Annotated in this window: 21 protein-coding genes; 8 read left to right on the top strand and 13 right to left on the bottom strand. The window is 60.3% G+C overall.

Features of this window, described 5'->3' with window-relative positions:
- Positions 1 to 13: 13 nt before the first annotated feature.
- Positions 14 to 727 carry a 6-phosphogluconolactonase gene (gene pgl, locus NTD89_RS25940; protein ID WP_145159519.1) on the bottom strand — a complete coding sequence of 238 codons (714 nt, stop codon included), beginning with the start codon at positions 725 to 727 and terminating at the stop codon, positions 14 to 16.
- The gene (zwf, locus tag NTD89_RS25935; RefSeq protein WP_262210415.1) at positions 714 to 2,180 is read right to left on the bottom strand and encodes a glucose-6-phosphate dehydrogenase; all 1,467 of its coding nucleotides are present in this window, start codon (positions 2,178 to 2,180) and stop codon (positions 714 to 716) included. Before zwf ends, pgl begins: the two co-directional genes overlap by 14 nt.
- Before the next feature lie 219 nt (positions 2,181 to 2,399).
- Between zwf and NTD89_RS25930 the strand changes: the two genes are divergently transcribed.
- Entirely contained in the window at positions 2,400 to 3,260 is an 861-nt protein-coding gene (locus NTD89_RS25930) for a MurR/RpiR family transcriptional regulator (RefSeq protein ID WP_170039859.1), read from the top strand.
- A 53-nt stretch (positions 3,261 to 3,313) separates the two neighbouring features.
- On the opposite strand, the gene NTD89_RS25925 is transcribed toward NTD89_RS25930, so the two are convergent.
- The 10 genes from NTD89_RS25925 to NTD89_RS25880 form a co-directional block, all read right to left on the bottom strand.
- Positions 3,314 to 4,159, bottom strand: a complete 846-nt coding sequence (locus NTD89_RS25925; RefSeq protein ID WP_124418336.1) for a D-hexose-6-phosphate mutarotase — start codon at positions 4,157 to 4,159, stop codon at positions 3,314 to 3,316.
- 103 nt (positions 4,160 to 4,262) lie between these two features.
- On the bottom strand, positions 4,263 to 5,609 hold the full coding sequence (locus NTD89_RS25920) for a carbohydrate porin (protein WP_145159521.1): 1,347 nt from the start codon (positions 5,607 to 5,609) through the stop codon (positions 4,263 to 4,265).
- 97 nt (positions 5,610 to 5,706) lie between these two features.
- Positions 5,707 to 6,867 carry an ABC transporter ATP-binding protein gene (locus NTD89_RS25915; RefSeq protein ID WP_145159523.1) on the bottom strand — a complete coding sequence of 387 codons (1,161 nt, stop codon included), beginning with the start codon at positions 6,865 to 6,867 and terminating at the stop codon, positions 5,707 to 5,709.
- 2 nt (positions 6,868 to 6,869) lie between these two features.
- A complete protein-coding gene (locus tag NTD89_RS25910; protein WP_262210414.1) occupies positions 6,870 to 7,715 on the bottom strand; it encodes a carbohydrate ABC transporter permease in 846 nt (281 codons plus the stop codon).
- Complete coding sequence (locus NTD89_RS25905; protein ID WP_053257700.1) at positions 7,708 to 8,616, bottom strand: carbohydrate ABC transporter permease; 909 nt, start codon at positions 8,614 to 8,616, stop codon at positions 7,708 to 7,710. The genes NTD89_RS25910 and NTD89_RS25905 overlap by 8 nt, the downstream gene beginning before the upstream one ends.
- 92 nt (positions 8,617 to 8,708) lie before the next feature.
- Complete coding sequence (locus tag NTD89_RS25900; protein WP_106578439.1) at positions 8,709 to 9,995, bottom strand: ABC transporter substrate-binding protein; 1,287 nt, start codon at positions 9,993 to 9,995, stop codon at positions 8,709 to 8,711.
- Between the two features lie 104 nt (positions 9,996 to 10,099).
- Positions 10,100 to 11,359, bottom strand: coding sequence for an AGE family epimerase/isomerase (locus NTD89_RS25895; RefSeq protein WP_262210411.1), 1,260 nt, complete (start codon positions 11,357 to 11,359; stop codon positions 10,100 to 10,102).
- A gap of 256 nt (positions 11,360 to 11,615) precedes the next feature.
- Complete coding sequence (locus NTD89_RS25890; protein WP_262210409.1) at positions 11,616 to 12,443, bottom strand: ATPase; 828 nt, start codon at positions 12,441 to 12,443, stop codon at positions 11,616 to 11,618.
- 127 nt (positions 12,444 to 12,570) lie between these two features.
- Positions 12,571 to 13,569: an NAD-dependent epimerase/dehydratase family protein gene (locus NTD89_RS25885; protein ID WP_262210408.1), complete on the bottom strand. Its 999-nt coding sequence runs from the start codon at positions 13,567 to 13,569 to the stop codon at positions 12,571 to 12,573.
- 98 nt (positions 13,570 to 13,667) lie between these two features.
- Entirely contained in the window at positions 13,668 to 14,564 is an 897-nt protein-coding gene (locus tag NTD89_RS25880) for a LysR family transcriptional regulator ArgP (protein ID WP_119741468.1), read from the bottom strand.
- Positions 14,565 to 14,664: 100 nt separating this feature from the next.
- On the opposite strand from NTD89_RS25880, the gene NTD89_RS25875 reads away from it, so the two are divergent.
- The 7 genes from NTD89_RS25875 (at position 14,665) to NTD89_RS25845 (ending at position 22,264) form a co-directional block, all read left to right on the top strand.
- A complete protein-coding gene (locus NTD89_RS25875; RefSeq protein WP_145159532.1) occupies positions 14,665 to 15,066 on the top strand; it encodes an ACT domain-containing protein in 402 nt (133 codons plus the stop codon).
- A gap of 5 nt (positions 15,067 to 15,071) precedes the next feature.
- Entirely contained in the window at positions 15,072 to 15,671 is a 600-nt protein-coding gene (locus tag NTD89_RS25870; RefSeq protein WP_145159534.1) for a LysE/ArgO family amino acid transporter, read from the top strand.
- Positions 15,672 to 15,849: 178 nt separating this feature from the next.
- Positions 15,850 to 16,446, top strand: coding sequence for a superoxide dismutase (locus NTD89_RS25865; protein WP_003212997.1), 597 nt, complete (start codon positions 15,850 to 15,852; stop codon positions 16,444 to 16,446).
- A 149-nt stretch (positions 16,447 to 16,595) separates the two neighbouring features.
- On the top strand, positions 16,596 to 16,835 hold the full coding sequence (locus NTD89_RS25860; protein ID WP_145159536.1) for a hypothetical protein: 240 nt from the start codon (positions 16,596 to 16,598) through the stop codon (positions 16,833 to 16,835).
- Between the two features lie 200 nt (positions 16,836 to 17,035).
- Positions 17,036 to 19,087: a putative bifunctional diguanylate cyclase/phosphodiesterase gene (locus NTD89_RS25855; protein ID WP_145159537.1), complete on the top strand. Its 2,052-nt coding sequence runs from the start codon at positions 17,036 to 17,038 to the stop codon at positions 19,085 to 19,087.
- A 126-nt stretch (positions 19,088 to 19,213) separates the two neighbouring features.
- The gene (locus NTD89_RS25850; RefSeq protein ID WP_145159538.1) at positions 19,214 to 20,557 is read left to right on the top strand and encodes an imelysin family protein; all 1,344 of its coding nucleotides are present in this window, start codon (positions 19,214 to 19,216) and stop codon (positions 20,555 to 20,557) included.
- A gap of 252 nt (positions 20,558 to 20,809) precedes the next feature.
- A complete protein-coding gene (locus NTD89_RS25845; protein ID WP_262210404.1) occupies positions 20,810 to 22,264 on the top strand; it encodes a TrkH family potassium uptake protein in 1,455 nt (484 codons plus the stop codon).
- Here NTD89_RS25845 and NTD89_RS25840 read toward each other — a convergent pair.
- Positions 22,221 to 23,279 carry an AraC family transcriptional regulator gene (locus NTD89_RS25840; RefSeq protein ID WP_262210402.1) on the bottom strand — a complete coding sequence of 353 codons (1,059 nt, stop codon included), beginning with the start codon at positions 23,277 to 23,279 and terminating at the stop codon, positions 22,221 to 22,223. The two genes, NTD89_RS25845 and NTD89_RS25840, sit on opposite strands and share 44 nt — an antisense overlap.
- Positions 23,280 to 23,393: the final 114 nt, after the last annotated feature.

Here is a 23,393-nt window from a genome sequence, read left to right as displayed (position 1 = left end):
GCTGATCCTTGGCTCATGGGCACCAGTAAATCTCTAAAGTAGGTTGCAAAAACGCGCGTATCGGCATGGCAGCAACGTCGTCACTGGCCAGCGCGGCGCTCAAGGTGGTCAATTTGGCGCTGCCGGAAATCGACAGCACGGTGTAGTGGGCCGTGGCAAGCAACGCGCGACTCATGGTCAGGCGCTGGTGCGGCACGGTCGGCGCAAGCATCGGCCAGCAACGGCGGGTACCGTCGGCCTTGAGTGCTTCAGCCAGGTTCGGGCTGTTGGGGAACAGCGACGCGGTGTGGCCGTCATCGCCCATGCCGAGTACCAGCACGTCGATGGCGGGCAACTCTGCCAACTGGCGATCGGCCAGTTCGGCGGCATCTTCAAGCGTGGCGGCAACGTGATACAGGCTGAGGAACTTGGCCTTGGCCGCTGGACCTTGCAGCAAGTATTTCTTCAGCAGGCCGGCATTGCTGTCGGCGTGTTCCACCGGCACCCAACGTTCGTCGGCCAGCGTGATGGTGACCTTGGACCAGTCCAGCCCCTGTTTGGCCAGGTTCTGGAAAAACGCCACAGGGCTGCGGCCGCCGGACACCACCAGGGTCGCCTCGCCACGGGCACTGATGGCCGCGCGCAGTTGCTCGGCCACGTCATTGGCCAGGCCATCGGCCAGCAATACAGGCGTGCGGTACTCATGAGCAGTTACGCCCTGAGGCAGTTTCAATTCAGATATCGCCATACCATGACCTCCCATCCCGCGTGATCAGTGCAATTGAGCTCATCGGCCCCCAGGAACCCGCCGCGTACGGCTTGGGCGCATCACCGGATTTTTTCCACCCGGCGATCAACTGGTCACACCACTTCCACGCGGCTTCGATTTCATCTTTGCGAACAAACAGGTTTTGATTGCCGCGCATTACTTCCAGCAACAACCGCTCGTAGGCATCCGGAATACGGGTGCTGCGATAGGTGTCGGAAAAATTCAGTTGCAGCGGGCCACTGCGCAGCTGCATGCCTTTGTCCAGGCCCTGCTCCTTGGTCATCACACGCAAGGAAATACCTTCGTCCGGCTGCAGGCGGATGATCAGTTTGTTGCTGATCTGCAGGCGCTGCTCGGGGGCGAAGATGTAGTGGGACGGTTCCTTGAAGTGGATGACGATCTGCGACAGCTTTTGCGGCATGCGCTTGCCGGTACGCAGGTAGAACGGCACCCCGGCCCAACGCCAGTTACGAATATCGGCACGCAGGGCGACAAACGTTTCGGTGTCGCTCTGGGTGTTGGAATTCTCTTCTTCCAGGTAACCCGGCACCGGCTTGCCGGCGCTGTAGCCGGCGATGTACTGGCCGCGCACCACTTGGGTGGTCAGGCCTTCCGGGCTGATCGGCGCCAGCGCCTTGAGCACCTTGACCTTCTCGTCACGGATGCTGTCGGCGGACAGGTCGGCCGGCGGGTCCATGGCGATCAGGCAAAGCAGTTGCAACAGGTGGTTCTGGATCATGTCGCGCAGCTGGCCGGCCTTGTCGAAGTAACCCCAGCGGCCTTCGATACCCACTTGCTCGGCCACGGTGATTTCCACGTGGGAAATGTAGTGCTGGTTCCACTGGGTTTCGAACAGGCTGTTGGCAAAACGCAACGCGATCAGGTTCTGGACCGTCTCTTTGCCCAGGTAGTGGTCGATACGGTAGGTGCGGTTTTCCGGGAAAAACTGCGCCACGGCGTCGTTGACCTTGCGCGAGGACTCCAGGTCCGAACCGATGGGTTTTTCGAGCACGACGCGGGTGTTTTCCGCCAGGCCGACCTTGGCCAGGTTTTCGCAGATCGCCCCGTAAACAGCCGCCGGAGTGGCGAAATAGGCGATCAGGCGTTGGTCGCTACCGACCTTCTCGGCCAGGCCGACGTAATCGTCGGCTTTCATGAAATCGACATGCACATAGGCCAGGCGCGCGAGGAAGCGTGTCGCCACGGCTTCATCAAGTTCCTTGCCGACGTACTTACGCAGTTCTTTCTCGATGTGGGCAATGTGTTGCTGTTCGGAGCCGGCCTCACGGGCCAGGGCCAGGATGCGCGTGTCGTCGTGCAGGAGGCCCGCGCCATCGAGTTGATAGAGAGCAGGAAATAACTTGCGCAGCGCCAGATCACCCAACGCGCCAAACAGGGCAAAGGTGCAGGGTTCTACGGTTATCGAAGGCATGATGTTTGTTCTTTTATCAAGTTAAGCTACAAATACCTTTTTTCAAGGCATCACTCAAGGAAAAATGTAGTAATAACCACAACATTTTCCCGAAATACGCATTCCGAGTGGTGGTGTTCAGCTACCCTCAGTAGGATAGGCCACCGCAAATAACCACTCGTCGATTGGTTATCGCCCTTAATTTGCATCGTCGCCCGAAGGAAAGACTGAATGGACCGCGTGCGAAATCTTCTGGAACAGATCCGGAACCGCCTCGAAGAATTGAACAAGGCCGAGAAAAAAGTCGCCGAGGTTATCCTGCTCAACCCGCAGCAGGCGACCCGCTTCTCTATCGCCGCCCTCGCCCAAGCCGCCTCGGTCAGTGAACCGACGGTCAACCGTTTCTGCCGTTCGTTCGGCGTCAGCGGTTACCCTGAACTTAAATTGCAGCTGGCGCAAAGTTTGGCCAGTGGCGCGGCGTATGTCAGCCGCGCCGTGGAAGCCGATGATAACCCTGAGGCCTACACGCAGAAGATCTTTGGCAGCGCCATTGCCTCGCTGGACAGCGCCTGCCAGGCCCTGGACCCGGCCCTGATCAGCAAGGCCGTGGACCTGTTGATCCAGGCGCGGCAGATCCACTTCTTCGGCCTTGGCGCTTCGGCCCCGGTGGCCATGGATGCGCTGCACAAATTTTTTCGCTTCAACCTGGCCGTGACCGCGCATGCCGACGTGCTGATGCAGCGCATGATCGCGTCTGTGGCGCATACGGGCGAGCTGTTCGTGATTATTTCCTACACCGGGCGTACCCGTGAGTTGGTGGAAGTGGCGCGCATCGCCCGGGAAAACGGTGCGTCAGTGCTGGGCGTGACCGCCGAGAACTCGCCACTGGCCAAGGCCAGTACGGTAAGCCTGAACATTCCGCTGCCCGAAGACACGGACATCTACATGCCGATGACCTCGCGGATCATCCAGCTCACCGTGCTGGATGTACTGGCGACCGGCATGACCTTGCGCCGCGGGGTGGATTTCCAGCCGCATTTGCGCAAGATCAAAGAGAGCCTGAATGACAGCCGGTATCCGGTGGGGGATGAGTTCAACTAAGCCAGCCTGTGTGCTGGCTTCACTTGCCCCCGATGAGGCCATCAGCCGCACCACTAAGCCCCTGCCCTGGCCTGCAAACTCAAATGCGCCCTCTCCCCCGGTGCCAAGCTCGCACCGGCCATCGCCGACTCCACGCACACAAACCCTGACGCCTCGTTAAAGCTCACGCCCAACAACGGCCGGCTGCCCGGGTGCCACACCACGGTGTCGGCGCTGTCGCCGGTGTCGATGCACAATTCGCGTTGCCAGGCGTGGTCCTTGAGGTGCAATTCGCCCTCGTGCTGGAACACCCGTTGGCACCCGCCATCCACGCGCAGCTCGCCTTCCTGCTGGCAAGCCTGGCGATTGAGCTGGTCATAACCTTGCGCGCCATCAAGCCCAGACAGCGCTATCTCATCCACGTGACCAATACGCCAATAGGCGTGCAAAGCATGGCTCAATTGGCACGGCAACTCGTCCTGATGCTCGGTGCACAGGCGCAGTTCCAGGGTTTCACCCAGGTGTGCATGCAGGTCGACCTGCCAGTCGCACAGCTGCAATTGCCAGTGCAGGCGCACGCCGTCGTCGTCGGTGCTGCTGTCGAGCAGCTTCCAGTCGATCAGCCGCGCCCACCCATGGGAAGGCCACGCGTTTTCGCTCGGATGGCGCCCATACCACGGCCAGCACACCGGCACGCCGCCTCGGATGGCGCCGACTTGCGGCCACTTGGCCGCGCACCACAGCCAGGGTTTCTGGCCACGCGGTTGAAAGTGCAGCAATTGCGCGCCCTGACGGCTGAACACTGCCTGGCACAACGGATGGTCGATGACCAACACGTCGCGCATCTGAAAGCGTTCCCAGGCGAACACCGGACGCTCGCGCAGGGATTTGAAAAAGCGTTGCAGCGGATGCTCATGCATGTGCCACGGTCCTGAAGTTCTTCACAGTGCAATCCAAAAAAAAGCGGATAGCCATGGCTATCCGCAAAATGCGCACAGAGAGAAGGAGCTTATCGCAACAGCGTTAGAACGTAGACTGAATTTTCAGGCCCGCTACTACCGCGTTGTCGACTTGTTTCACACCACCTGGGTTGGCGATGTATTGCAGGTTAGGACGCACGGTCAGCCAGTTGGTGACGTGGATGCCGTAGTTGAGTTCGACGTTGTACTCGGTGTTACGCAGCGGTGCGTAACCGGACTGGTCGTAGTCGGTGAAGCCACCGGCCGCGTTGAGCAGCTCAGCGTTTTTCTTCACGTCACTGTTGGCATGGATGCGGGAAACACCGATACCGACGTCATCTTTGGTACGCGCGTCGAATGGACCTTTATACACAAGCATCAGCGACTGGTAGTTGTCGACCAGGTTGGTGTCTTTGTCGTGGAAGGTCACGTTGGCCGCAATGTTCAGGCCGCGCGAAGCATCGCCATTGTGCGTGGTGAGTTGCTGTTGCAGAACGCCCCAGTAGCCGCTTTTGCTGCTACGCACGCGGAACGCCGCACCGGTGGTGCCCGCATCGTTACCGTTGACGTCTTCACGTACGTCGGTAGCGTCAGCGGTGCTCTTGTAGTAACCCACACGGTATTCGCCCGGCAGGCCATTGACCTTCGGCGACCAGACCAATTCCACCGGCAATACGGTGCCCTTGGTGCCGCTGCCGCTGAGTTTGAAGCCGTTGCCGTGCTCCAGCTGCGATGGGTTCTGGTTGTACGCACCGATTTGCGCATACAGCTCAGGCGTGATGTTGTACTTCACGCGGATCGCCGCCTGGCTGACAGGCCAGTTGTACCAGGTGTTGACGTAGTTACCCACTTGCGAGCCGCAGAACGACAGGTTCTGGAAGTCGCATGGGAAGGTGTTGAAGTCTTCGCCTTCACCGAAGTAACCGAGCTTCACGTCCAACTTGTTGTCGAACATCTGGTGCTGAATCCAGAACTGGGTCAGACGCACCATGTGGCCTCGGCCATCAACTTCTTGAGACGAACTCAAGGTGCCGGCACGCGGGTCACCAATGCGGTCATTGGAGATGTTTGCGCCGTTCCGGTTGGTCAGTTGGATCTTGGCCTGGGTGTTATCCCAGCCCCACAGCTTTTGCAGATCCAGTGCTACGCCCAGACCGAACTGGTCAGCGTAACGGGCAGTTTTGTCGTTGTTGTAGCCACCGCTCAGGTTGCCACCGACTTCCCCAACGTAATCAGCCTTGATATCGATACCTTGCTCGATCAGCTTGGTACGCTCGCCGCCCCAATCGCCGGTCATCCACTTGGAATCGGCACTGAAAGCATCGTCCGCCATCGCATTGGCGGACAATACCAGGGCTGCTGCCGCTGACAGTTGGCAGATCAGCCGGGTGTTGTTGTGTTGCTTTTTCATCCCTACATCCTCGTCTTTATTGTTATTAAACTGTTTTTATCTAACGCGGGTTACTTTTTTTAACTAAAACAACAAGTTATCCATTCAGGCGCAACACTCAGCGTCCCTTGAATTGGGCCACATTATCCGCACGGTCCTGTGCTGGCAATGAAGCGGCAGTGCCCAGGCGCTCGCCGGTGTTGGCGTCAAACAGCAGCACCTTGGCTGGATCGAATTGCAGGGTCAGGGTCTCGCCCACCTGCGGCGCCACGTCGGGCGCCAGGCGGCAGCAGACCTTGGTGTCGTTCAGTTGCACGAACACCAGGGTGTCCGGACCAGTCGGCTCGGTGACCTGGACTTCGGCACGAATGCTCGATGCGCTGTCGCCCTCGCCTGCCGCCAGCATGATCTGCTCCGGGCGCAGGCCCAGGATCACGTCGCGGTCTTCGAGGCCGGCGTCCGACACGTTAAGCGCCAGCTCGCAGCGCGCCTGGCCGCTGTCGAGCAGCGCCACCAGACGACCGTCCTTGCGTTGCAGGCGCAGCGGCACGAAGTTCATCGGCGGCGAACCAATGAAGCTCGCCACAAATTGGTTGGCCGGGTTGTTGTAGATCTCTTTTGGCGTGCCGAACTGCTGGATGATGCCGTCCTTCATCACCGCCACTTTGTCGCCCAGGGTCATCGCTTCGATCTGATCGTGGGTGACGTAGACGGTGGTGGTTTTCAGACGCTGGTGCATCAGTTTCATTTCGGTGCGCATCTCGACGCGCAGCTTGGCGTCGAGGTTGGACAGCGGTTCGTCGAACAGGTAGATCTTCGGCCGACGCGCCAGGGCACGGCCCATGGCCACACGCTGTTGCTGGCCACCGGACAGTTGTCCCGGTTTACGGTTGAGCAAGTGTTCGATCTGCAGCAGCTTGGCCACGCGCGCTACTTCGGTGTCGATATCGGCCTGGCTCATTTTGCGAATCTTCAGGCCGAACTCGATGTTCTCGCGCACGCTCATGGTCGGGTACAGCGCGTAGGACTGGAACACCATGGCGATGTCGCGATCCTTGGGGCTCATGCCGCTGACGTCTTTATCACCGATCATGATCGCGCCGCCGGTGATGGTTTCAAGCCCGGCGATGCAGTTCATCAGCGTGGATTTGCCGCAACCCGAAGGGCCGACCAGGATCAGGAATTCGCCTTCCTTGATCGACAGTTCGATGTTCTTCAAGGTGTCGGGCAGGCCGGCGCCATAGGTCTTGTTTACATTGCGAAGTTCAAGCGTAGCCATGATTACCCCTTGACCGCGCCGGCCGTGAGGCCGCGCACGAAATACTTGCCTGCGATCACATAGACCAGCAGGGTCGGCAGCCCGGCGATCATCGCCGCCGCCATATCCACGTTATATTCCTTGGCCCCGGTGCTGGTGTTGACCAGGTTGTTCAGCGCCACCGTAATGGGCTGCGAGTCGCCGCTGGAGAACACCACACCGAACAGGAAGTCGTTCCAGATCTGGGTGAACTGCCAGATCAGGCAGACCATGATGATCGGCGTCGACATCGGCAGAATGATCTGACGGAAGATGGTGAAAAAACCCGCACCGTCCAGTCGTGCCGCCTTGATCAGCGCATCCGGAATGCTCACGTAGTAGTTACGGAAGAACAGTGTAGTAAACGCCAACCCGTAGACCACGTGCACAAACACCAGGCCGGTGGTGGTACTGGCCAGGCCCATTTTGCCGAGGGTGAACGAGGCCGGCAGCAGCACGGTCTGGAACGGCAGGAAGCAGCCGAACAACAGCAGGCCGAAGAACAACTGCGAGCCTTTAAAGCGCCAGAACGACAGCACATAGCCATTCAACGCGCCGATGGCGGTGGAGATCAATACGGCCGGAACGGTGATCTTGATCGAGTTCCAGAAGTAGCCATCTACAGTGGCCCAGGCCTTGACCCAGCCGATGCCGGTGACCACGGTCGGCCAGCTCAGCAGGTTGCCGGTGCTGATGTCTTCCGGGGTTTTGAAGCTGGTCAGCAGCATCACCACCAGCGGCACCAGGTACAGCAGCACCGCGAGGATCAGCACCGCGTAGATCGCGACGCGACTCAGGCTGGTGGTCGGTTTGGAAGCGAGACTAGTCATTACGCTTGGTCCTCAGCTCGGAGTACAGGTAAGGCACGATGATCGCGAGGATCGCGCCGAGCATCAGGATTGCACTGGCCGAGCCCATGCCCATCTGGCCACGACTGAAGGTGAACGAGTACATGAACATCGCAGGCAGGTCGGAGGAGTAGCCCGGGCCGCCGGCGGTCATTGCCGCCACCAGGTCGAAGCTCTTGATGGCGATGTGCGCCAGGATCATTACCGCACTGAAGAACACCGGACGCAGGCTGGGCAGCACCACGCTCCAGTAGATGCGCGGCAGGCTCGCGCCGTCGATCTGCGCGGCACGGATGATCGACTGATCAACGCCACGCAGGCCGGCGAGGAACATCGCCATGATGAAACCGGAGGCTTGCCACACGGCGGCAATCACCAGGCAGTACACGACGCGGTCGGGGTCGATCAGCCAGTCGAGACGGAAGCCTTCCCAGCCCCAGTCACGCAGAAGTTTGTCCAGGCCCATGCCCGGGTTGAGCAGCCATTTCCAGGCGGTACCGGTGACGATCATCGAGAGCGCCATCGGGTACAGGTAAATGGTGCGGATAAAACCTTCGCGGCGGATTTTCTGGTCGAGGAAAATCGCCAGGGTCACGCCAATCACCAGGGTGATACCGATAAACATCCCGCCAAAAACCGCCAGGTTCTTGCTCGCTACCCACCAGCGGTCGTTGTCGAACAACCGCGCGTATTGCGCAAGGCCGGCCCATTTGTAACTTGGCAGGAAGGTGGATGTGGTGAACGACAGCACGAACGTCCACAGGATGTAGCCATAAAAGCCCACCAGCACGATGAACATGCTGGGCGCCAGCACCAGTTTAGGGAGCCAGCGCTGCAGTGCATCGAACGGCGAGGCCTTGCTGAACACAGCAACAGAACTCATGGGAAAATCCAGTACAGGGAAAAAGGACTACAGGAACAAACCTTGTGAGGGGTCAGGGGGTTTCCCCTCACAAGGATCAGCCGTGCTAACCGTTACTTCGCAGACTTGATCGCAGCGCCGAGTTTCTTGGCGGTGTCGGCCGGGTCGGCTTTCGGGTCGTTGATGTAGTTGGTCACGACATCAAAGAACGCACCTTGCACGGCCAGGGTGGTGGCCATGTTGTGCGCCATGCTTGGCTGCAGGCCGCCCGTCTTGGCGTCAGCCAGGAAGTCTTTGGCAGCGGTCTGGGCGCAGGAGTCGAAACCGAGCTTGTCCATTTCGTTGAGCATGTCGGTGCGCACAGGGATCGAGCCCTTGTTGATGCTGAAGACTTTCTGGAAGTTTTCACCCAGCACGACTTTGGCAATGTCCTGCTGACCGGCAGCAGTGCCTTTGTCTTTCTGCTTGAACACCGCCAGGGAGTCGATGTTGTAGGTGAAGGCTTTGTCGGTGCCCGGAAAGGCTACGCACTCGTAATCCTTACCGGCGACTTTCTTGGCGGCGGTCCACTCGGACTTGGCCCAGTCACCCATGATCTGCATGCCGGCCTTGCCGTTGATGACTTTGCCTGCTTCCAGGTTCCAGTCCTGGCCTTTGCCGTCGACGTCCATGTAGGTCGCGACTTTCTTCAGCTCAGTCAGAGCCTTGACCATTTCAGGACCGGTCAGCGCGCCGTTGTCCAGGTCAACCAGGGCTTTCTTGTAGCCGTCGGCACCCATCACCGACAGCACGACCGCTTCGAATACGGTGCTGTCCTGCCAAGGCTGGCCACCGTGGGCAAGCGGAATGAAGCCCGCGGCTTTGAGCTTGTCGCCGGCTGCGTAGAATTCTTCGAGGGTGGTCGGGTTCTTGGTGATACCGGCTTTCTTGAAGACTTCCGGGTTGATCCACAGCCAGTTGACGCGGTGGATGTTGACCGGTACGGCAACGTAGTTACCTTCGTACTTCACGGTATCGGAGACTTTCTTGTCGAGCAGGGAGTCCCACTTTTCTTCTTTGGCGACGTCTTTGAGCACGTCGGTGTCGAGCAAGCCAGTGGACGCCCATTCCTGGATGTCGGGGCCTTTGATCTGGGCAACGCCGGGCGGGTTGCCGGCAACTGCGCGGCTTTTCAGCACGGTCATGGCCGTGGCACCACCGCCGCCTGCGACAGCACCGTCTTTCCAGGTGAAGCCGTCTTTCTCAACTTGGGCCTTCAGGACATCTACAGCCGCTTTTTCACCGCCCGAGGTCCACCAATGCACAACTTCAACCGTCCCTTTCGAGTCGGCGGCAAATGCACTGAGGGGAAACAACGAGGCAATGGAAATAGCTACGGCGAGGCGATTAATCGCGTTCATCTGAGTACCTTTTCTTGTTGTTATGCATGCAAGTCTAGAGCTTGCGCTGCACGGAGTTTAAACAGGGATTTTCAAGGCGCAGGTAACAAAGGGACGTACAAATGTCACCATTTGGTGACATAACAACCCTGTGCCAAAGCGCTGGTCATGCTGGGTGACAAGGGTAGCGCAGGCAGCACCACCGCTTGCCAGGCGTGATAAAGGTCTGGCTTGCCGCCCCAGATCTTGCTGCTGGGCTGGTTGTGCGGGCTCAGCTCGTGGTGCCAGCTGCCATGGACACGGTCGATAAAGTGGTTTTCGCAAAACTCCCAGAACCGCCGATACCAGATTTCGTAATGCAGCTCTGCGGTGCGTTTGAGCAGCGCTTGGGCAGCGGCGCTGGCTTCGGCATGGGTCCAGTGCAGGCGCTCGCGCACCACCGGGCGGTGGTTCCAATCGAGCGTGTAGACAATGCCAGGCGCACCGTCCACGGCCCAGGCGTATTCGCAGGCACTGGCGAACAAGCCCTTGGCATCGGTGACCAGCCAGTCCGGGGTCATCAGCCCGGCTTGCAGGCGGGCCGCCTCCAGGTGCAGCAGCAGCCGCGCCCACTCAAAACCGTGGCCGGGGGTGATGCCATAAGGGCGAAAGCCGTCGGCGGGATTGTCTTCGTTGTAGCCCAGCAGCGGTTGCCACTGGGCGTCGAAATGCTCGATGACCATGAACTGGTTGCCGGCGGCGCAGGTGTGAATAACGCGCTCGACAATACGCAGTGCGCGGTCCAGCCAGCGCGTGTCTGCGGTGACATCGGCCAGCGCCAGAAACGCTTCGGTAGCGTGCATGTTGCTGTTGGCGCCGCGATAAGCCTCCACACCGGTCCAGTCCTGGGCAAAGGACTCGAGCATGGCGCCCTCCTCCTCGCTCCAGAAAAACTGGTCGATGATGTGCACGGCGTCGTTCAACAGATTCTGAGCACCGGGCGCGCCCACTGCCACCGCCGAACTCGCGGCGAGGGCAACGAAAGCATGCAGGTAAGCGGCCTTGCCACGGTTGCCATCGACGGCGTGGGCCGCGGCGAACCAACCGCCGTGCTCGCTATCACGCAATGGGCCACTCAGGGCCGCGACGCCGTGCGCCACCAGGTCGACATAACCGGGCAGGCCCATGGCGTGGGCCATGGCGAAGCTGTGGGTCATGCGGGCGGTGTTCATGGTTTCGGCGTGGGCATCGGCCGGCAATTGGCCTTGATCATCGAGGTTGCCAAAACCGTCAGGCAGGCGCGAGGCCTTGGCGAATGCCAGCAGGCGCTGGCCTTCGGTGGCGAGCCAGCTGTGATGGGCAGGTGCGTTCAGCCAACTACTGGCAGGCAGTGGTTGCATGGTCATGGGTGGCCCTTATTATTTTTTATGGGATGACCGGAGTCTAAACAAGGGTGACATGAGGGCAAGTAACGAAGGGGACTGGAAATGTCACCAGCCGGTGACAATCCAGACGCGAGCCCTGCGCCCAACTCTGGCCCCCATCTGATTGTGGGAGCTGGTTTGCCTGCGACAGCGGTGGGTCAGTTACAAAGCATGAGCTGGCAGACCGCTATCGCAGGCAAGCCAGCTCTCACAGTTTGAAACCGGCTCACACCGACTATCACTGCCCTCCTAGAGGCCTGACTTTCGCCGGCTCGTTGAGCTGTTGCTGCAGGTTCTGCACCTGGCTCTGCAACGTGGTGATGTTGCGCGTGGTCTGGATACGGAACACGTCGAACTCTTTATTGGTCGGCGCATCGCTGTTGGCGGGCTGGTTGTCCTGGGCGCTTTTGAGTACCACCAGGTCCTGCTCCAGGCGCGCAATCGCCGCGCTCGGGTTGCCCTGTTTTTTCAGGGCAGCCACGTCGGCAGACAGGTCTTTGATTTCGCTTTGCGCCGCCTTGAGCGTTGCCACCGCGTCGGTCAACGCCTGCACCTGGCCCTGTAACTTGGCATTCGCATTGGCCAGGTCGGTCGTGCTGGCGGTCATTTGCGCCAGGCGCTGGTCCAGCTCGCTCGCCTGGCCGGCAACGCCGACCTGCTGCTTGCCTTGCTCCTGCAACTGCGCTTCCAGCTGCTTGATTTGCAACTTGAGCGCTTCGCTGCCGTTGTTCACGTTGGCTTCGCTGGCGACCACCTTGCCGGATATGTCCTGCAAACGCCCCGCCGCTTCTTCACTGATGCGCGCAAAGCTTTCTTGCGTGGCAACCAACTGCTGGCCCATCAGGGAAATCTGCTGAAAGCTCCACCAGGCAAGGCCCGCAAAGGCGATCAGCAGCGCGCCCACCAGTGCCCACAACGGGCCGGTCGTGGCGCTCTTGACCTTGACCACCGGCGTATTGCGCGAGCGCACGGAGGTAGCAGGTGTCGGCTCGAAATCATCATCGTCCCCGATGTCTGCCCGCAGGCTGGGAACGTTGTCGAAATCGTCTTTAGCATCGTTACGCATGAATCAACCCTGAATCGGTGAGATGGCTACCTGAAAAGCCGAGCGACGGCAGTATAAACCGCGTTCGCGCCGCACTGATCGACCCGGAACCGCACATTCGGTTCCCGATGTATTGCCGCTTGTGAACCTACTTGAGCCCCGGATCCTGAGCTTTCCACCAACTGCAGAATTCGTCGAGGGCGGTCCACAGGCTGACCTTGGGCTCGTAGTCGAGATAATGCCTCGCGCGGCTGATGTCGAGGGTGAAATCTTTGTTCATCACCTGCATGCCCAGGCGCGACAACGCTGGCTCCGGACGCCCCGGCCACATCGCGCAGAATGCCTCGTTCAACGCCGCCACGCTGTAGGACAAGCCGTAAGACCGATAACGCGTGACCTGCGGCATGTCCATCTGGCGCATCACGTAGTTGACCACGTCCCACACCGGCACAGGCGCGCCGTTGCTGATGTTGTAGGCCTTGCCCAGCGCCGAGCCGGTCGCCAGCAAACTGCTGAGCAACGCTTCGTTGAGGTTGTGCACGCTGGTGAAATCGACCTTGTTCAGGCCATCGCCGACGATGGCCAGGCGGTTCTTGCGCTGCATTTTCAACAGGCGCGGAAAAATGCTCATGTCACCGGCCCCCGTGACAAAGCGCGGGCGCAAGGCCAGCACTTCCAGGCCGAACTCCTGGGCGCCGAACACCTTCTGTTCCGCCAGGTATTTGGTAGCGGCATACGGGTGCTTGAAGCGCTTTGGCACTTGCTCTTCGGTCAGCCCCAGGTGATCACGCCCGTCGAAGTAGATCGACGGCGACGACAGGTGCACCAGCCGGCCGACGCGCTGCTTGAGGCAGGCTTCGACGACGTTTTCAGTGACCAGCACATTGCCTTGATGGAAGTCCTGATACTTGCCCCACAGCCCGACGGCGCCGGCGCAATGCACCACGGCTTCGACGTCTCGGCACAGATCGCGCACAAGGTCGGCATCATTCAAATCACCCTGGATAAACTCGGCACCGCGCCGTATCAGGTGTTCCACACCTTCGGCGCGCCGCCCGTTGACCCGCACGTCCAGGCCTTGCTCCAGAGCGAACCGCGCAAAGCGCCCGCCGATGAAGCCGCTTGCGCCGGTGACCAGAATCTTCATGTAGCCTCCTACGGATGCAGCTGCCAGCGTCAAGCTTCAAGCCACAAGTTAAAAACGATCCGCAAGCTTTTCTCTTGCAGCTTGCAGCTTGACGCTTGTTACTGCTGATAGGGCACCAACCATTGGCCACATGCCTGGGCCAAATGGTCGGTCAACAAGCCCAACAGTTGCCCGCCACTGCGCCAATGATGCCAGTACAACGGCACGTCAATGGGCTTATCTGGCAACAACTCGACCAATACGCCGGTTTGCAGTTGGTCGCGCACCTGTAATTCGGGTACCAGCCCCCAGCCCAGGCCGGCTTCGGTCAAACGGATAAAGCCTTCGGACGACGGGCATAGATGGTGCTCGAAACCGCCATCTACTCCCAGGGACGCCAGGTAACGGTGTTGCAGGAAATCATCCGGACCGAACACCAGCGCCGGTGTTCGCGCCAGTTGATCGGCGCGCACGCCCTCAGGGAAATGCCGCGCAATAAACGCAGGGCTGGCCAACGCGCGATAACGCATGGCGCCGAGCAACAGGCTGCGCGCCCCAGCCACGGGGCGCTCGCTGGCGCAAATACAGGCCGCCACTTCACCGGCGCGCATGCGCTTGAGGCCAACGGTCTGGTCTTCCACCACCAGGTCCAGCAGCAAATGCTGCTCGGCGCAAAAGTCGCTGACCGCCTCGGCCCACCAGGTGGCAAGGCTGTCGGCATTCAGCGCGATGCGCAAACGCTCGGGCATGCCCTCCTCGTCCAGCGCCGGCACCTGGCTTTGCAGGTCGCGCTCCAGCAAGCGCACTTGTTGCACGTGGTTGAGCAGGCGCCGGCCGATGTCGGTGGGCGTCGGCGGCGAGGCCCGCACCAACACCGGCTGACCGATGCGCGCCTCAAGCAACTTGATGCGTTGAGAAATCGCCGACTGCGAAAGCCCCAGCACCTGGGCGCCGCGTTCAAAGCCGGCCTGTTCCACCACCGCGGCCAATGCGGACAGCAATTTATAGTCGAACATCAGTTTCTCTAATGAGCGATCAGCAATATTGGTTTTTCTTATACAACGTAGCCCGTGAGAATGACCAGCATTGCTTCTTTCTCTATCAAGGAATTCTCACATGGCCGGTGAAACCGCCCTGGCAACCCTGCTGCGCAGCATGAGCCCGCACCTCAATGACGGCGATTATGTGTTCTGCACCCTGCCCGATCAGCGCGTGCCGCAAGGGTGCGACGTGATCGGCAGCTTTCGCGAACAGGAAGGGCTGACGCTGATTCTAGAGCGCCAACAGGCAGAGCACGCCGGGCTGGCGTTTGACTATGTGGCTGCGTGGATCACCTTGAACGTGCACTCCGCCCTGGAAGCCGTGGGTTTAACCGCGGCCTTTGCCAGCGCGCTGGGCCAAGCCGGCATCAGCTGCAACGTGATCGCCGGTTACTACCACGACCACCTGTTTGTCGGCCGCAGCGATGCTGAGCGGGCCATGGATGTATTGCGCCAATTGGCAGCAAACGCGGAGTAACTCTTATGTGGCAAAGCTACGTGAACGGGCTGCTGGTGGCCCTCGGCCTGATCATGGCGATCGGCACCCAGAATGCGTTCGTGTTGGCGCAAAGCCTGCGCCGTGAACACCATTTGCCGGTGGCCGCGCTGTGCATCGTGTGCGATGCAATACTTGTAGCTGCCGGGGTATTCGGCCTGGCTACGGTGCTGGCGCAGAACCCGCTGCTGCTGGCAATCGCCCGCTGGGGTGGTGCGGCATTCCTGCTGTGGTATGGCACCCTGGCGCTGCGCCGGGCGTGTTCCAGGCAAAGTCTGGAACAAGGCGAAAACCTCAAGGTGCGTTCGCTGCGCGCGGTGTTACTCAGCGCCCTGGCGGTGACACTGCTCAACCCGCATGTGTACCTGGACACCGTGCTGTTGATTGGCTCGTTGGGCGCTCAACAAACTGAACCCGGCGCCTATGTAGCCGGTGCCGCCAGCGCGTCATTCCTGTGGTTTGCCACACTGGCATTGGGCGCTGCGTGGCTGGCACCCTGGCTCGCGCGCCCCGCTACATGGCGGCTGTTGGACTTTCTGGTGGCGGCGATGATGTTCAGCGTGGCGTATCAATTGATCAGTGCTTGATGAATATTCCAAAACGCTCTGGAACCTCTATCCCACACAGTTGTTGCGTGGTTTTGCCGCACCCCCGGTGCTATGATCCGGACCCTGCGCCGCAAAGAGTACAAACTCCCCGGCGCTTGTTTGGCCGCCCGTGATCGGCCTTGCGCTCACCGCAACTGACCTGATTAGGAGAATCATCATGGCTTTCGAATTGCCGCCGCTGCCCTACGCACACGATGCCCTGCAGCCGCACATTTCCAAGGAAACCTTGGAATACCACCACGACAAGCACCACAACACCTATGTCGTGAACCTGAACAACCTGGTGCCAGGCACCGAGTTCGAAGGCAAGACCCTGGAAGAAATCGTCAAGTCTTCTTCGGGCGGCATCTTCAACAACGCCGCTCAGGTCTGGAACCACACTTTCTACTGGAACTGCCTGGCGCCAAACGCCGGCGGCCAACCTACCGGCGCACTGGCTGAGGCTATCAACGCCGCTTTCGGTTCGTTCGACAAGTTCAAAGAAGAGTTCACCAAGACGTCCGTCGGCACCTTCGGTTCCGGTTGGGGCTGGCTGGTGAAAAAGGCTGACGGTTCCCTGGCCCTGGCCAGCACCATCGGCGCCGGCAACCCGCTGACCAGCGGCGACACCCCGCTGCTGACCTGCGACGTCTGGGAACACGCTTACTACATCGACTACCGCAACGTGCGTCCAAAGTATGTGGAAGCGTTCTGGAACCTGGTCAACTGGAAGTTCGTGGCTGAGCAGTTCGAAGGCAAGACCTTCACTGCCTAAGCAACGCTTGCGGTAAAGAGAGCCCGGCCATCGTGCCGGGCTTTTTTATGGGCAGTGAATTGTGCTCTGGTGGCTGGAACTCGGTGCGCGGATCTTGCCACGTAGACAGTGTGAGGAATTCGCCTCTCGTACCTGTCGGAGAAATTACTATGACCATCGGCGCAATAACATCCATGCTCCCTATGGTTGCCGGTTTGGCCCAAGAGGGCCTCAAAGCTGTGACCGAGCTCGCCAAAGCAGCCGGTCAAATGGCTCAGTCGCAATCTGGCAACAAGCAAGGTGAAGGTGATCAAAACAAGATTGCGCATGAAGACATGCACAACAAGGAACGTGTGAATTTTTCAAACAACGAATCCACCAACAGCACCGTCAACATCAACGTCGCGTAAAAAAGCGTCAGTTCCCAGCGCATCCGCTGCGCCCACGGGAATTGCTCAAGGCAGGCGGATCCATGTCCGCCTCGCCCCGGTGCCCCTCTCAAGTTCCTTGTCAAACCTGCCGATGCCCTAATGTTCCTTTGACTGCCATCACGAGATTGCCAATACTCATGGCATATTGAGGCCACCCGCATGGAACAAGGAATGCCCCTTTGAAGCTGGAACTCAAAAACAGCTTGTCGGTGAAGTTGCTACGGGTGGTGCTGCTGTCGGCATTGATCGTGGGCGTGGCGCTGAGCGTGGCGCAGATCGTTTTCGATGCCTACAAGACGCGCCAGGCCGTGGCCGGCGATGCCCAGCGCATCCTCGACATGTTTCGCGACCCCTCCACACAGGCCGTCTACAGCCTGGACCGCGAGATGGGCATGCAGGTAATCGAAGGCCTGTTTCAGGACGATGCCGTGCGCATGGCCTCCATCGGCCATCCCAACGAAACCATGCTCGCGGAAAAAAGCCGCGCATTACAGCAATCGCCCACCCGCTGGCTGACCGACCTGATTCTTGGCCAGGAGCGCACCTTCACCACCTCATTGGTCGGCAAAGGCCCCTACAGCGAGTATTACGGTGACCTGAGCATCACCCTGGACACGGCTACCTATGGCAAAGGTTTTCTGGTCAGCTCGGTGATCATCTTTATTTCCGGCGTACTGCGCGCGCTGGCCATGGGGCTGGTGTTGTACCTGGTTTATCACTGGCTGCTGACCAAGCCGTTGTCACGGATTATCGAGCACCTGACGTCGATCAACCCGGACCGGCCCAGCGAACACAAGATCCCCCAAATCAAGGGCCACGAACGCAACGAGCTGGGGCTGTGGATCAACACCGCCAACGAGTTGCTCGAATCCATCGAACGCAATACTCACCTGCGGCACGAGGCAGAATCGAGCCTGCTGCGCATGGCCCAATACGACTTCCTCACCGGCCTGCCCAATCGCCAGAAACTGCAGGAGCAACTGGACAAGATCCTGATCGACGCCGGCCGCCGACAGCGCCGCGTTGCGGTGTTGTGCGTAGGCCTGGATGACTTCAAAAGCGTCAACGAACAGTTCACTTATCAGGCCGGTGACAAACTGCTGCTGGCCCTGGCCGATCGCTTGCGCGCCCACAGTGGCCGCCTCGGCGCCCTGGCCCGGCTGGGCGGCGATCAGTTCGCGCTGGTGCAGGCGGATATCGACCAACCTTACGAAGCCGCCGAACTGGCACAAAGCATCCTGGATGACCTGGAAGCCGAATTTGCCCTCGAGCATGAGCAGATTCGCCTGCGCGCGACCATCGGTATCACGTTGTTCCCGGAAGACGGCGACAGCACCGAGAAGCTGCTGCAAAAAGCCGAACAGACCATGACCCTGGCCAAGAGCCGCTCGCGCAACCGCTATCAGTTCTATATCGCCAGCGTCGACAGTGAAATGCGCCGGCGCCGCGAGCTGGAAAAAGACCTGCGCGACGCCCTCAGCCGCGACCAGTTTCACCTGGTCTACCAACCGCAGATCAGCTACCGCGACCACCGCGTGGTGGGCGTGGAAGCCTTGATCCGCTGGCAGCATCCGGAACACGGCCTGGTGCCGCCCGATTTGTTCATCCCGTTGGCCGAACAGAACGGCACCATTATTCCAATTGGCGAATGGGTACTCGACCAGGCCTGCCGGCAATTGCGCGAATGGCATGACCTGGGCTTCACCACCCTGCGCATGGCGGTCAACCTGTCCACCGTGCAGTTGCACCACACCGAGCTGCCGCGGGTGGTCAACAACCTCATGCAGATTTACCGCCTGCCGCCGCGCAGCCTTGAACTGGAAGTGACCGAGACCGGCCTGATGGAAGACATCAGCACCGCCGCCCAGCACTTGCTGAGCCTGCGCCGTTCCGGGGCGCTGATCGCGATTGATGACTTCGGCACCGGCTATTCGTCCCTCAGCTACCTGAAAAGCCTGCCGCTGGACAAGATCAAGATCGACAAGAGCTTCGTCCAGGACCTGCTCGATGACGACGACGACGCAACCATCGTGCGCGCCATTATCCAACTGGGCAAAAGCCTGGGCATGCAGGTGATCGCCGAAGGCGTGGAAACCGCCGAACAGGAGGCCTACATCATTTCCGAGGGGTGCCACGAGGGCCAGGGCTATCACTACAGCAAACCGCTGCCGGCCCGGGAGTTGGCGGCGTATCTGAAACAGTCCGAGCGCGACAACGCGGCGATTCTCTGAACGCTGAAAACAATACTAAATATTTCCCTCGTATAAACCTTTACACAAAATGCAAATCTTTCGCATTATGTCGCAGTTTTTGCGCTCCCCGCGCGCCCCATCAACAACCGAAGCAGGATGTTCGCCATGATTCGTATGCCCCTGGCCACCGCCAGTCTGCTGGCCATTGCCATTTCTCTCGCCGGTTGCGGCGAAGGTAAAGACAAGGCCGCCGCGCCCCAAGCGCCGACCCCGGCTGCCAGCACCACCGCTCCAGCGGCTGCCACCCCGGCAGGCCAGGTCGACGAAGCGGCCGCCAAGGCCGTGGTCGCGCACTACGCTGACATGGTGTTCGCGGTGTACAGCGATGCCGAATCCACCGCAAAAACCCTGCAAACCGCAATCGACACCTTCCTCGCCAACCCGAACGACGACACCCTCAAAGCGGCCCGTACCGCCTGGATCGCCGCGCGCGTACCGTACCTGCAGAGTGAAGTGTTCCGCTTCGGCAACACCATCATCGACGACTGGGAAGGCCAAGTTAACGCCTGGCCGCTGGACGAAGGCCTGATCGACTACGTCGACAAATCCTACGAGCACGCCCTGGGTAACCCAGGCGCCAACGCCAACATCATCGCCAACACCGAGATCCAGGTGGGCGAAGACAAGGTCGACGTGAAAGAAATCACCCCGGAAAAACTCGCCAGCCTCAATGAGCTGGGCGGTTCCGAGGCCAACGTCGCCACCGGCTACCACGCCATCGAATTCCTGCTGTGGGGCCAGGACCTCAACGGCACCGGCCCAGGCGCGGGCAACCGCCCTGCGTCGGACTACATGACCGGTGACGGTGCCACCGGCGGCAACAACGAGCGTCGTCGCACCTACCTGCGCGCGGTGACTCAGCTGCTGGTCAGCGACCTGGAAGAAATGGTCGGCAACTGGAAACCCAACGTCGAAGACAACTACCGCGCCACCCTGGAGGCCGAACCGGCCACCGACGGCCTGCGCAAAATGTTGTTCGGCATGGGCAGCCTGTCCCTCGGCGAGCTGGCCGGTGAGCGCATGAAGGTGTCCCTGGAAGCCAACTCGCCGGAAGACGAGCAAGACTGCTTCAGCGACAACACCCACAACTCGCATTTCTACGACGCCAAGGGCATTCGTAACGTTTACCTGGGCGAGTACACCCGCACTGACGGCACCAAGATGACGGGGCCGAGCTTGTCGTCCCTGGTGGCCAAAGCTGATCCGGCCGCCGACACCGCGCTCAAGGCTGACCTGGCGTCGACCGAAGCGAAGATCCAGGTCATGGTTGACCACGCCAACAAGGGCGAGCACTACGACCAACTGATCGCGGCAGGTAACGACGCGGGCAACCAGATCGTGCGTGACGCCATCGCCGCGCTGGTCAAGCAGACCGGTTCGATCGAGGCCGCGGCGGGGAAGCTGGGTATCAGCGACTTGAACCCGGATAACGCTGATCACGAGTTCTGATCCGCGCCGCGTTGAATGAGGCGACCTTCGGGTCGCCTTTTTTATGTCCGCTCCCGACCACCCCATAACCCTGTGGGAGCTGGCTTGCCGGCGATGGCGGTGGGTCAGGCAACGCAGTGGCTGAAAGGTACATCGCCATCGCAGGCAAGCCAGCTCCCACATGTGTGAACCGAGTCGCCTCGGACAGCCCGGTTTACAAGCCCTGCACCGCGGGTAGAATGGCGCCACTCTCCCAACACCCGAGCTTTCTTCATGGCGTTGCCGACCTTACGCATCATCGGTTTCATCATCGGCATCTTCCTGATCACCCTCGCGATCGCCATGGTCATCCCGATGGCCACCCTGGTGATTTTCGAACGCACCAGCGACCTGCCCTCGTTCCTGTGGGCCAGCCTGATCACCTTTCTCGCTGGCCTGGCGCTGGTCATTCCTGGCCGCCCCGAACACGTACACCTGCGCCCCCGAGACATGTACCTGCTGACCGTCAGCAGTTGGCTGGTGGTCTGCGTGTTCGCCGCGCTGCCGTTTTTACTGACCCAGCACATCAGCTACACCGACTCCTTCTTCGAAAGCATGTCGGGCATTACCGCCACCGGCTCCACCGTCTTGAGCGGCCTGGACAGCATGTCACCGGGCATCCTGATGTGGCGCTCGCTGCTGCACTGGCTCGGCGGCATCGGCTTTATCGGCATGGCGGTGGCGATCCTGCCACTGCTGCGCATTGGTGGCATGCGCCTGTTCCAGACCGAGTCCTCGGATCGCTCTGAAAAAGTCATGCCGCGCTCGCACATGGTGGCGCGCCTGATTGTGGCCGCGTATGTGGGCATCACCATCCTCGGCAGCCTGGCGTTCTGGTGGGCCGGGATGGGGCTGTTTGATGCGATCAACCACGCGATGTCGGCCATTTCCACCGGCGGGTTTTCCACCTCTGATGAATCCCTGGCCCACTGGAAACAACCGGCGGTGCACTGGGTCGCCGTGGTGGTGATGATCCTCGGCAGCTTGCCGTTCACCCTGTATGTCGCCACCTTGCGCGGCAACCGTCGGGCGCTGATCAAGGATCAACAGGTGCAAGGCTTGCTCGGGTTGCTGCTGGTGACCTGGCTGGTACTGGGCACCTGGTACTGGTGGAGCACCGACCTGCCGTGGTTCGATGCGCTGCGCCATGTGGCGGTGAACGTCACGTCGGTGGTGACGACGACCGGTTTTGCACTCGGGGACTACAGCATCTGGGGCAACTTCTCACTGATGCTGTTCTTCTACCTGGGCTTTGTTGGCGGCTGCTCGGGCTCCACGGCGGGCGGGATCAAGATCTTCCGCTTCCAGGTTGCCTATATCCTGCTCAAGGCCAACCTGAACCAGCTGATTCACCCGCGCGCGGTGATCAAGCAGAAGTACAACGGCCACCGCCTCGACGAAGAGATCGTGCGCTCGATTCTGACCTTTTCGTTCTTCTTCGCCATCACCATCTGCGCCATTGCCCTGGCATTGTCGCTGCTGGGCCTGGATTGGATGACCGCATTGACTGGCGCGGCCAGCACCGTTTCCGGCGTGGGCCCGGGCCTGGGCGAAACCATCGGCCCGGCCGGTAACTTCGCCAGCCTGCCGGATGCGGCCAAGTGGATCCTGTCGTTCGGCATGCTGCTGGGCCGACTGGAGATCATTACAGTCTTTGTTCTGTGCATTCCGGCGTTTTGGCGGCACTGACCGTCGACGCTTCGAGCAGCCGCGCCCGGTATTCGCCGGGCGTGGCATCGAACCAACGGCGGAACGCGCGGAAAAAATTGCTCGGGTCGGCAAACCCCAACAGGTAGGCAATCTCCAGCAGGGTCATGCTGGGCTGCGCCAGGTACTGCTCAGCGAGTTCGCGGCGGGTGTCGTCGAGCAATGTCTGGAAACTGGTGCCCTCCTCCTGCAAGCGCCGCTGCAAGGTGCGCTGGGACAGGTGCAAGGTCTGGGCGACCACTTCGCGTTTGGGTTCGCCCTGGGGCAGCAGACGGCACAGCACTTGCCGCGCCTTGTGGGTCACGCGGCTCTCGGAAAAGCGCGCGAGGTATTCACCGGCAAACCGATCATGCAGCAACGCCATGGCTTCGTTCGCCGTGGGCAACGGCGCGTCCATGTCGGCCTGCTCAAAAATCAGCGCGTCATAAGGTGCATTGAATTCCAGGGGCGCATGGAAGGCTTGTTTGTAAGGCGTCAGGTCCGCCGGTTGATCGCCTTGCAGCACCACTTTGCGCGGTTGCAAAGTGCGGCCGGTCAGCCAGCCGCACAATGCCAACGCACTGGCCAGCGAGGCTTCGGCGCTCTGGCGGGTCGGTGGCAAGTGGTCGCCGTGCACTGTCAGAATCAGCGCGTAGCCTTCAGGTAAGAGTCGGAAGCTCAAGTCGGCGCTTTCGGCGATGATGCGCTGATAACGCACCAGGCGCATAAAGCCCTCGGCCAACGTGTTGCTGGACATCAGCGCATAACCGGCCACATGAAACGACGCCGGGCGAACGACCTTGCCCATGTTCAGGCCGATCGCCGGGTTGCCCGAGAGCTCAACTGCCCGTTGCCAAAGCCGCGTCATCGAGTCCTGAGGAAAACGCGCGTCAGGGTCACTGAGGGCGGCGTAGTCCAGGCCCAATTGCTTGAACAGCATACGGCAGTCCAGGCCGTCCATTTCCAACGCCTTGACTATCCCCATCGCCCAGCTTGCAGAAGTTGTTCGTTCGCTCATGGCGTCTTCTTAAAAAAGCAGGCTTAACGGCAGCCAGGAAGCCAAGGATACTAAAGTGGCATCTATTGTCACTGGCTGTTACCACTGATCACTCTAGACTCAAATAAGCTCCCC

Source organism: Pseudomonas sp. 14P_5.3_Bac1 (assembly GCF_025466135.1).
Classification (GTDB): Bacteria; Pseudomonadota; Gammaproteobacteria; order Pseudomonadales; family Pseudomonadaceae; genus Aquipseudomonas.
The sequence above is the reverse complement of the archived record's forward strand: the minus strand, read 5'-3'. Positions and strand labels throughout refer to the sequence as shown.

Coding starts and splice junctions, on each gene's coding strand:
- pgl (WP_145159519.1), bottom strand. CDS start 727: ATGGCGATATCTGAATTGAAACTGCCTCAGGGCGTAACTGCTCATGAG.
- zwf (WP_262210415.1), bottom strand. CDS start 2,180: ATGCCTTCGATAACCGTAGAACCCTGCACCTTTGCCCTGTTTGGCGCG.
- NTD89_RS25925 (WP_124418336.1), bottom strand. CDS start 4,159: ATGCATGAGCATCCGCTGCAACGCTTTTTCAAATCCCTGCGCGAGCGT.
- NTD89_RS25920 (WP_145159521.1), bottom strand. CDS start 5,609: ATGAAAAAGCAACACAACAACACCCGGCTGATCTGCCAACTGTCAGCG.
- NTD89_RS25915 (WP_145159523.1), bottom strand. CDS start 6,867: ATGGCTACGCTTGAACTTCGCAATGTAAACAAGACCTATGGCGCCGGC.
- NTD89_RS25910 (WP_262210414.1), bottom strand. CDS start 7,715: ATGACTAGTCTCGCTTCCAAACCGACCACCAGCCTGAGTCGCGTCGCG.
- NTD89_RS25905 (WP_053257700.1), bottom strand. CDS start 8,616: ATGAGTTCTGTTGCTGTGTTCAGCAAGGCCTCGCCGTTCGATGCACTG.
- NTD89_RS25900 (WP_106578439.1), bottom strand. CDS start 9,995: ATGAACGCGATTAATCGCCTCGCCGTAGCTATTTCCATTGCCTCGTTG.
- NTD89_RS25895 (WP_262210411.1), bottom strand. CDS start 11,359: ATGACCATGCAACCACTGCCTGCCAGTAGTTGGCTGAACGCACCTGCC.
- NTD89_RS25890 (WP_262210409.1), bottom strand. CDS start 12,443: ATGCGTAACGATGCTAAAGACGATTTCGACAACGTTCCCAGCCTGCGG.
- NTD89_RS25885 (WP_262210408.1), bottom strand. CDS start 13,569: ATGAAGATTCTGGTCACCGGCGCAAGCGGCTTCATCGGCGGGCGCTTT.
- NTD89_RS25880 (WP_119741468.1), bottom strand. CDS start 14,564: ATGTTCGACTATAAATTGCTGTCCGCATTGGCCGCGGTGGTGGAACAG.
- NTD89_RS25875 (WP_145159532.1), top strand. CDS start 14,665: ATGGCCGGTGAAACCGCCCTGGCAACCCTGCTGCGCAGCATGAGCCCG.
- NTD89_RS25870 (WP_145159534.1), top strand. CDS start 15,072: ATGTGGCAAAGCTACGTGAACGGGCTGCTGGTGGCCCTCGGCCTGATC.
- NTD89_RS25865 (WP_003212997.1), top strand. CDS start 15,850: ATGGCTTTCGAATTGCCGCCGCTGCCCTACGCACACGATGCCCTGCAG.
- NTD89_RS25860 (WP_145159536.1), top strand. CDS start 16,596: ATGACCATCGGCGCAATAACATCCATGCTCCCTATGGTTGCCGGTTTG.
- NTD89_RS25850 (WP_145159538.1), top strand. CDS start 19,214: ATGATTCGTATGCCCCTGGCCACCGCCAGTCTGCTGGCCATTGCCATT.
- NTD89_RS25845 (WP_262210404.1), top strand. CDS start 20,810: ATGGCGTTGCCGACCTTACGCATCATCGGTTTCATCATCGGCATCTTC.
- NTD89_RS25840 (WP_262210402.1), bottom strand. CDS start 23,279: ATGAGCGAACGAACAACTTCTGCAAGCTGGGCGATGGGGATAGTCAAG.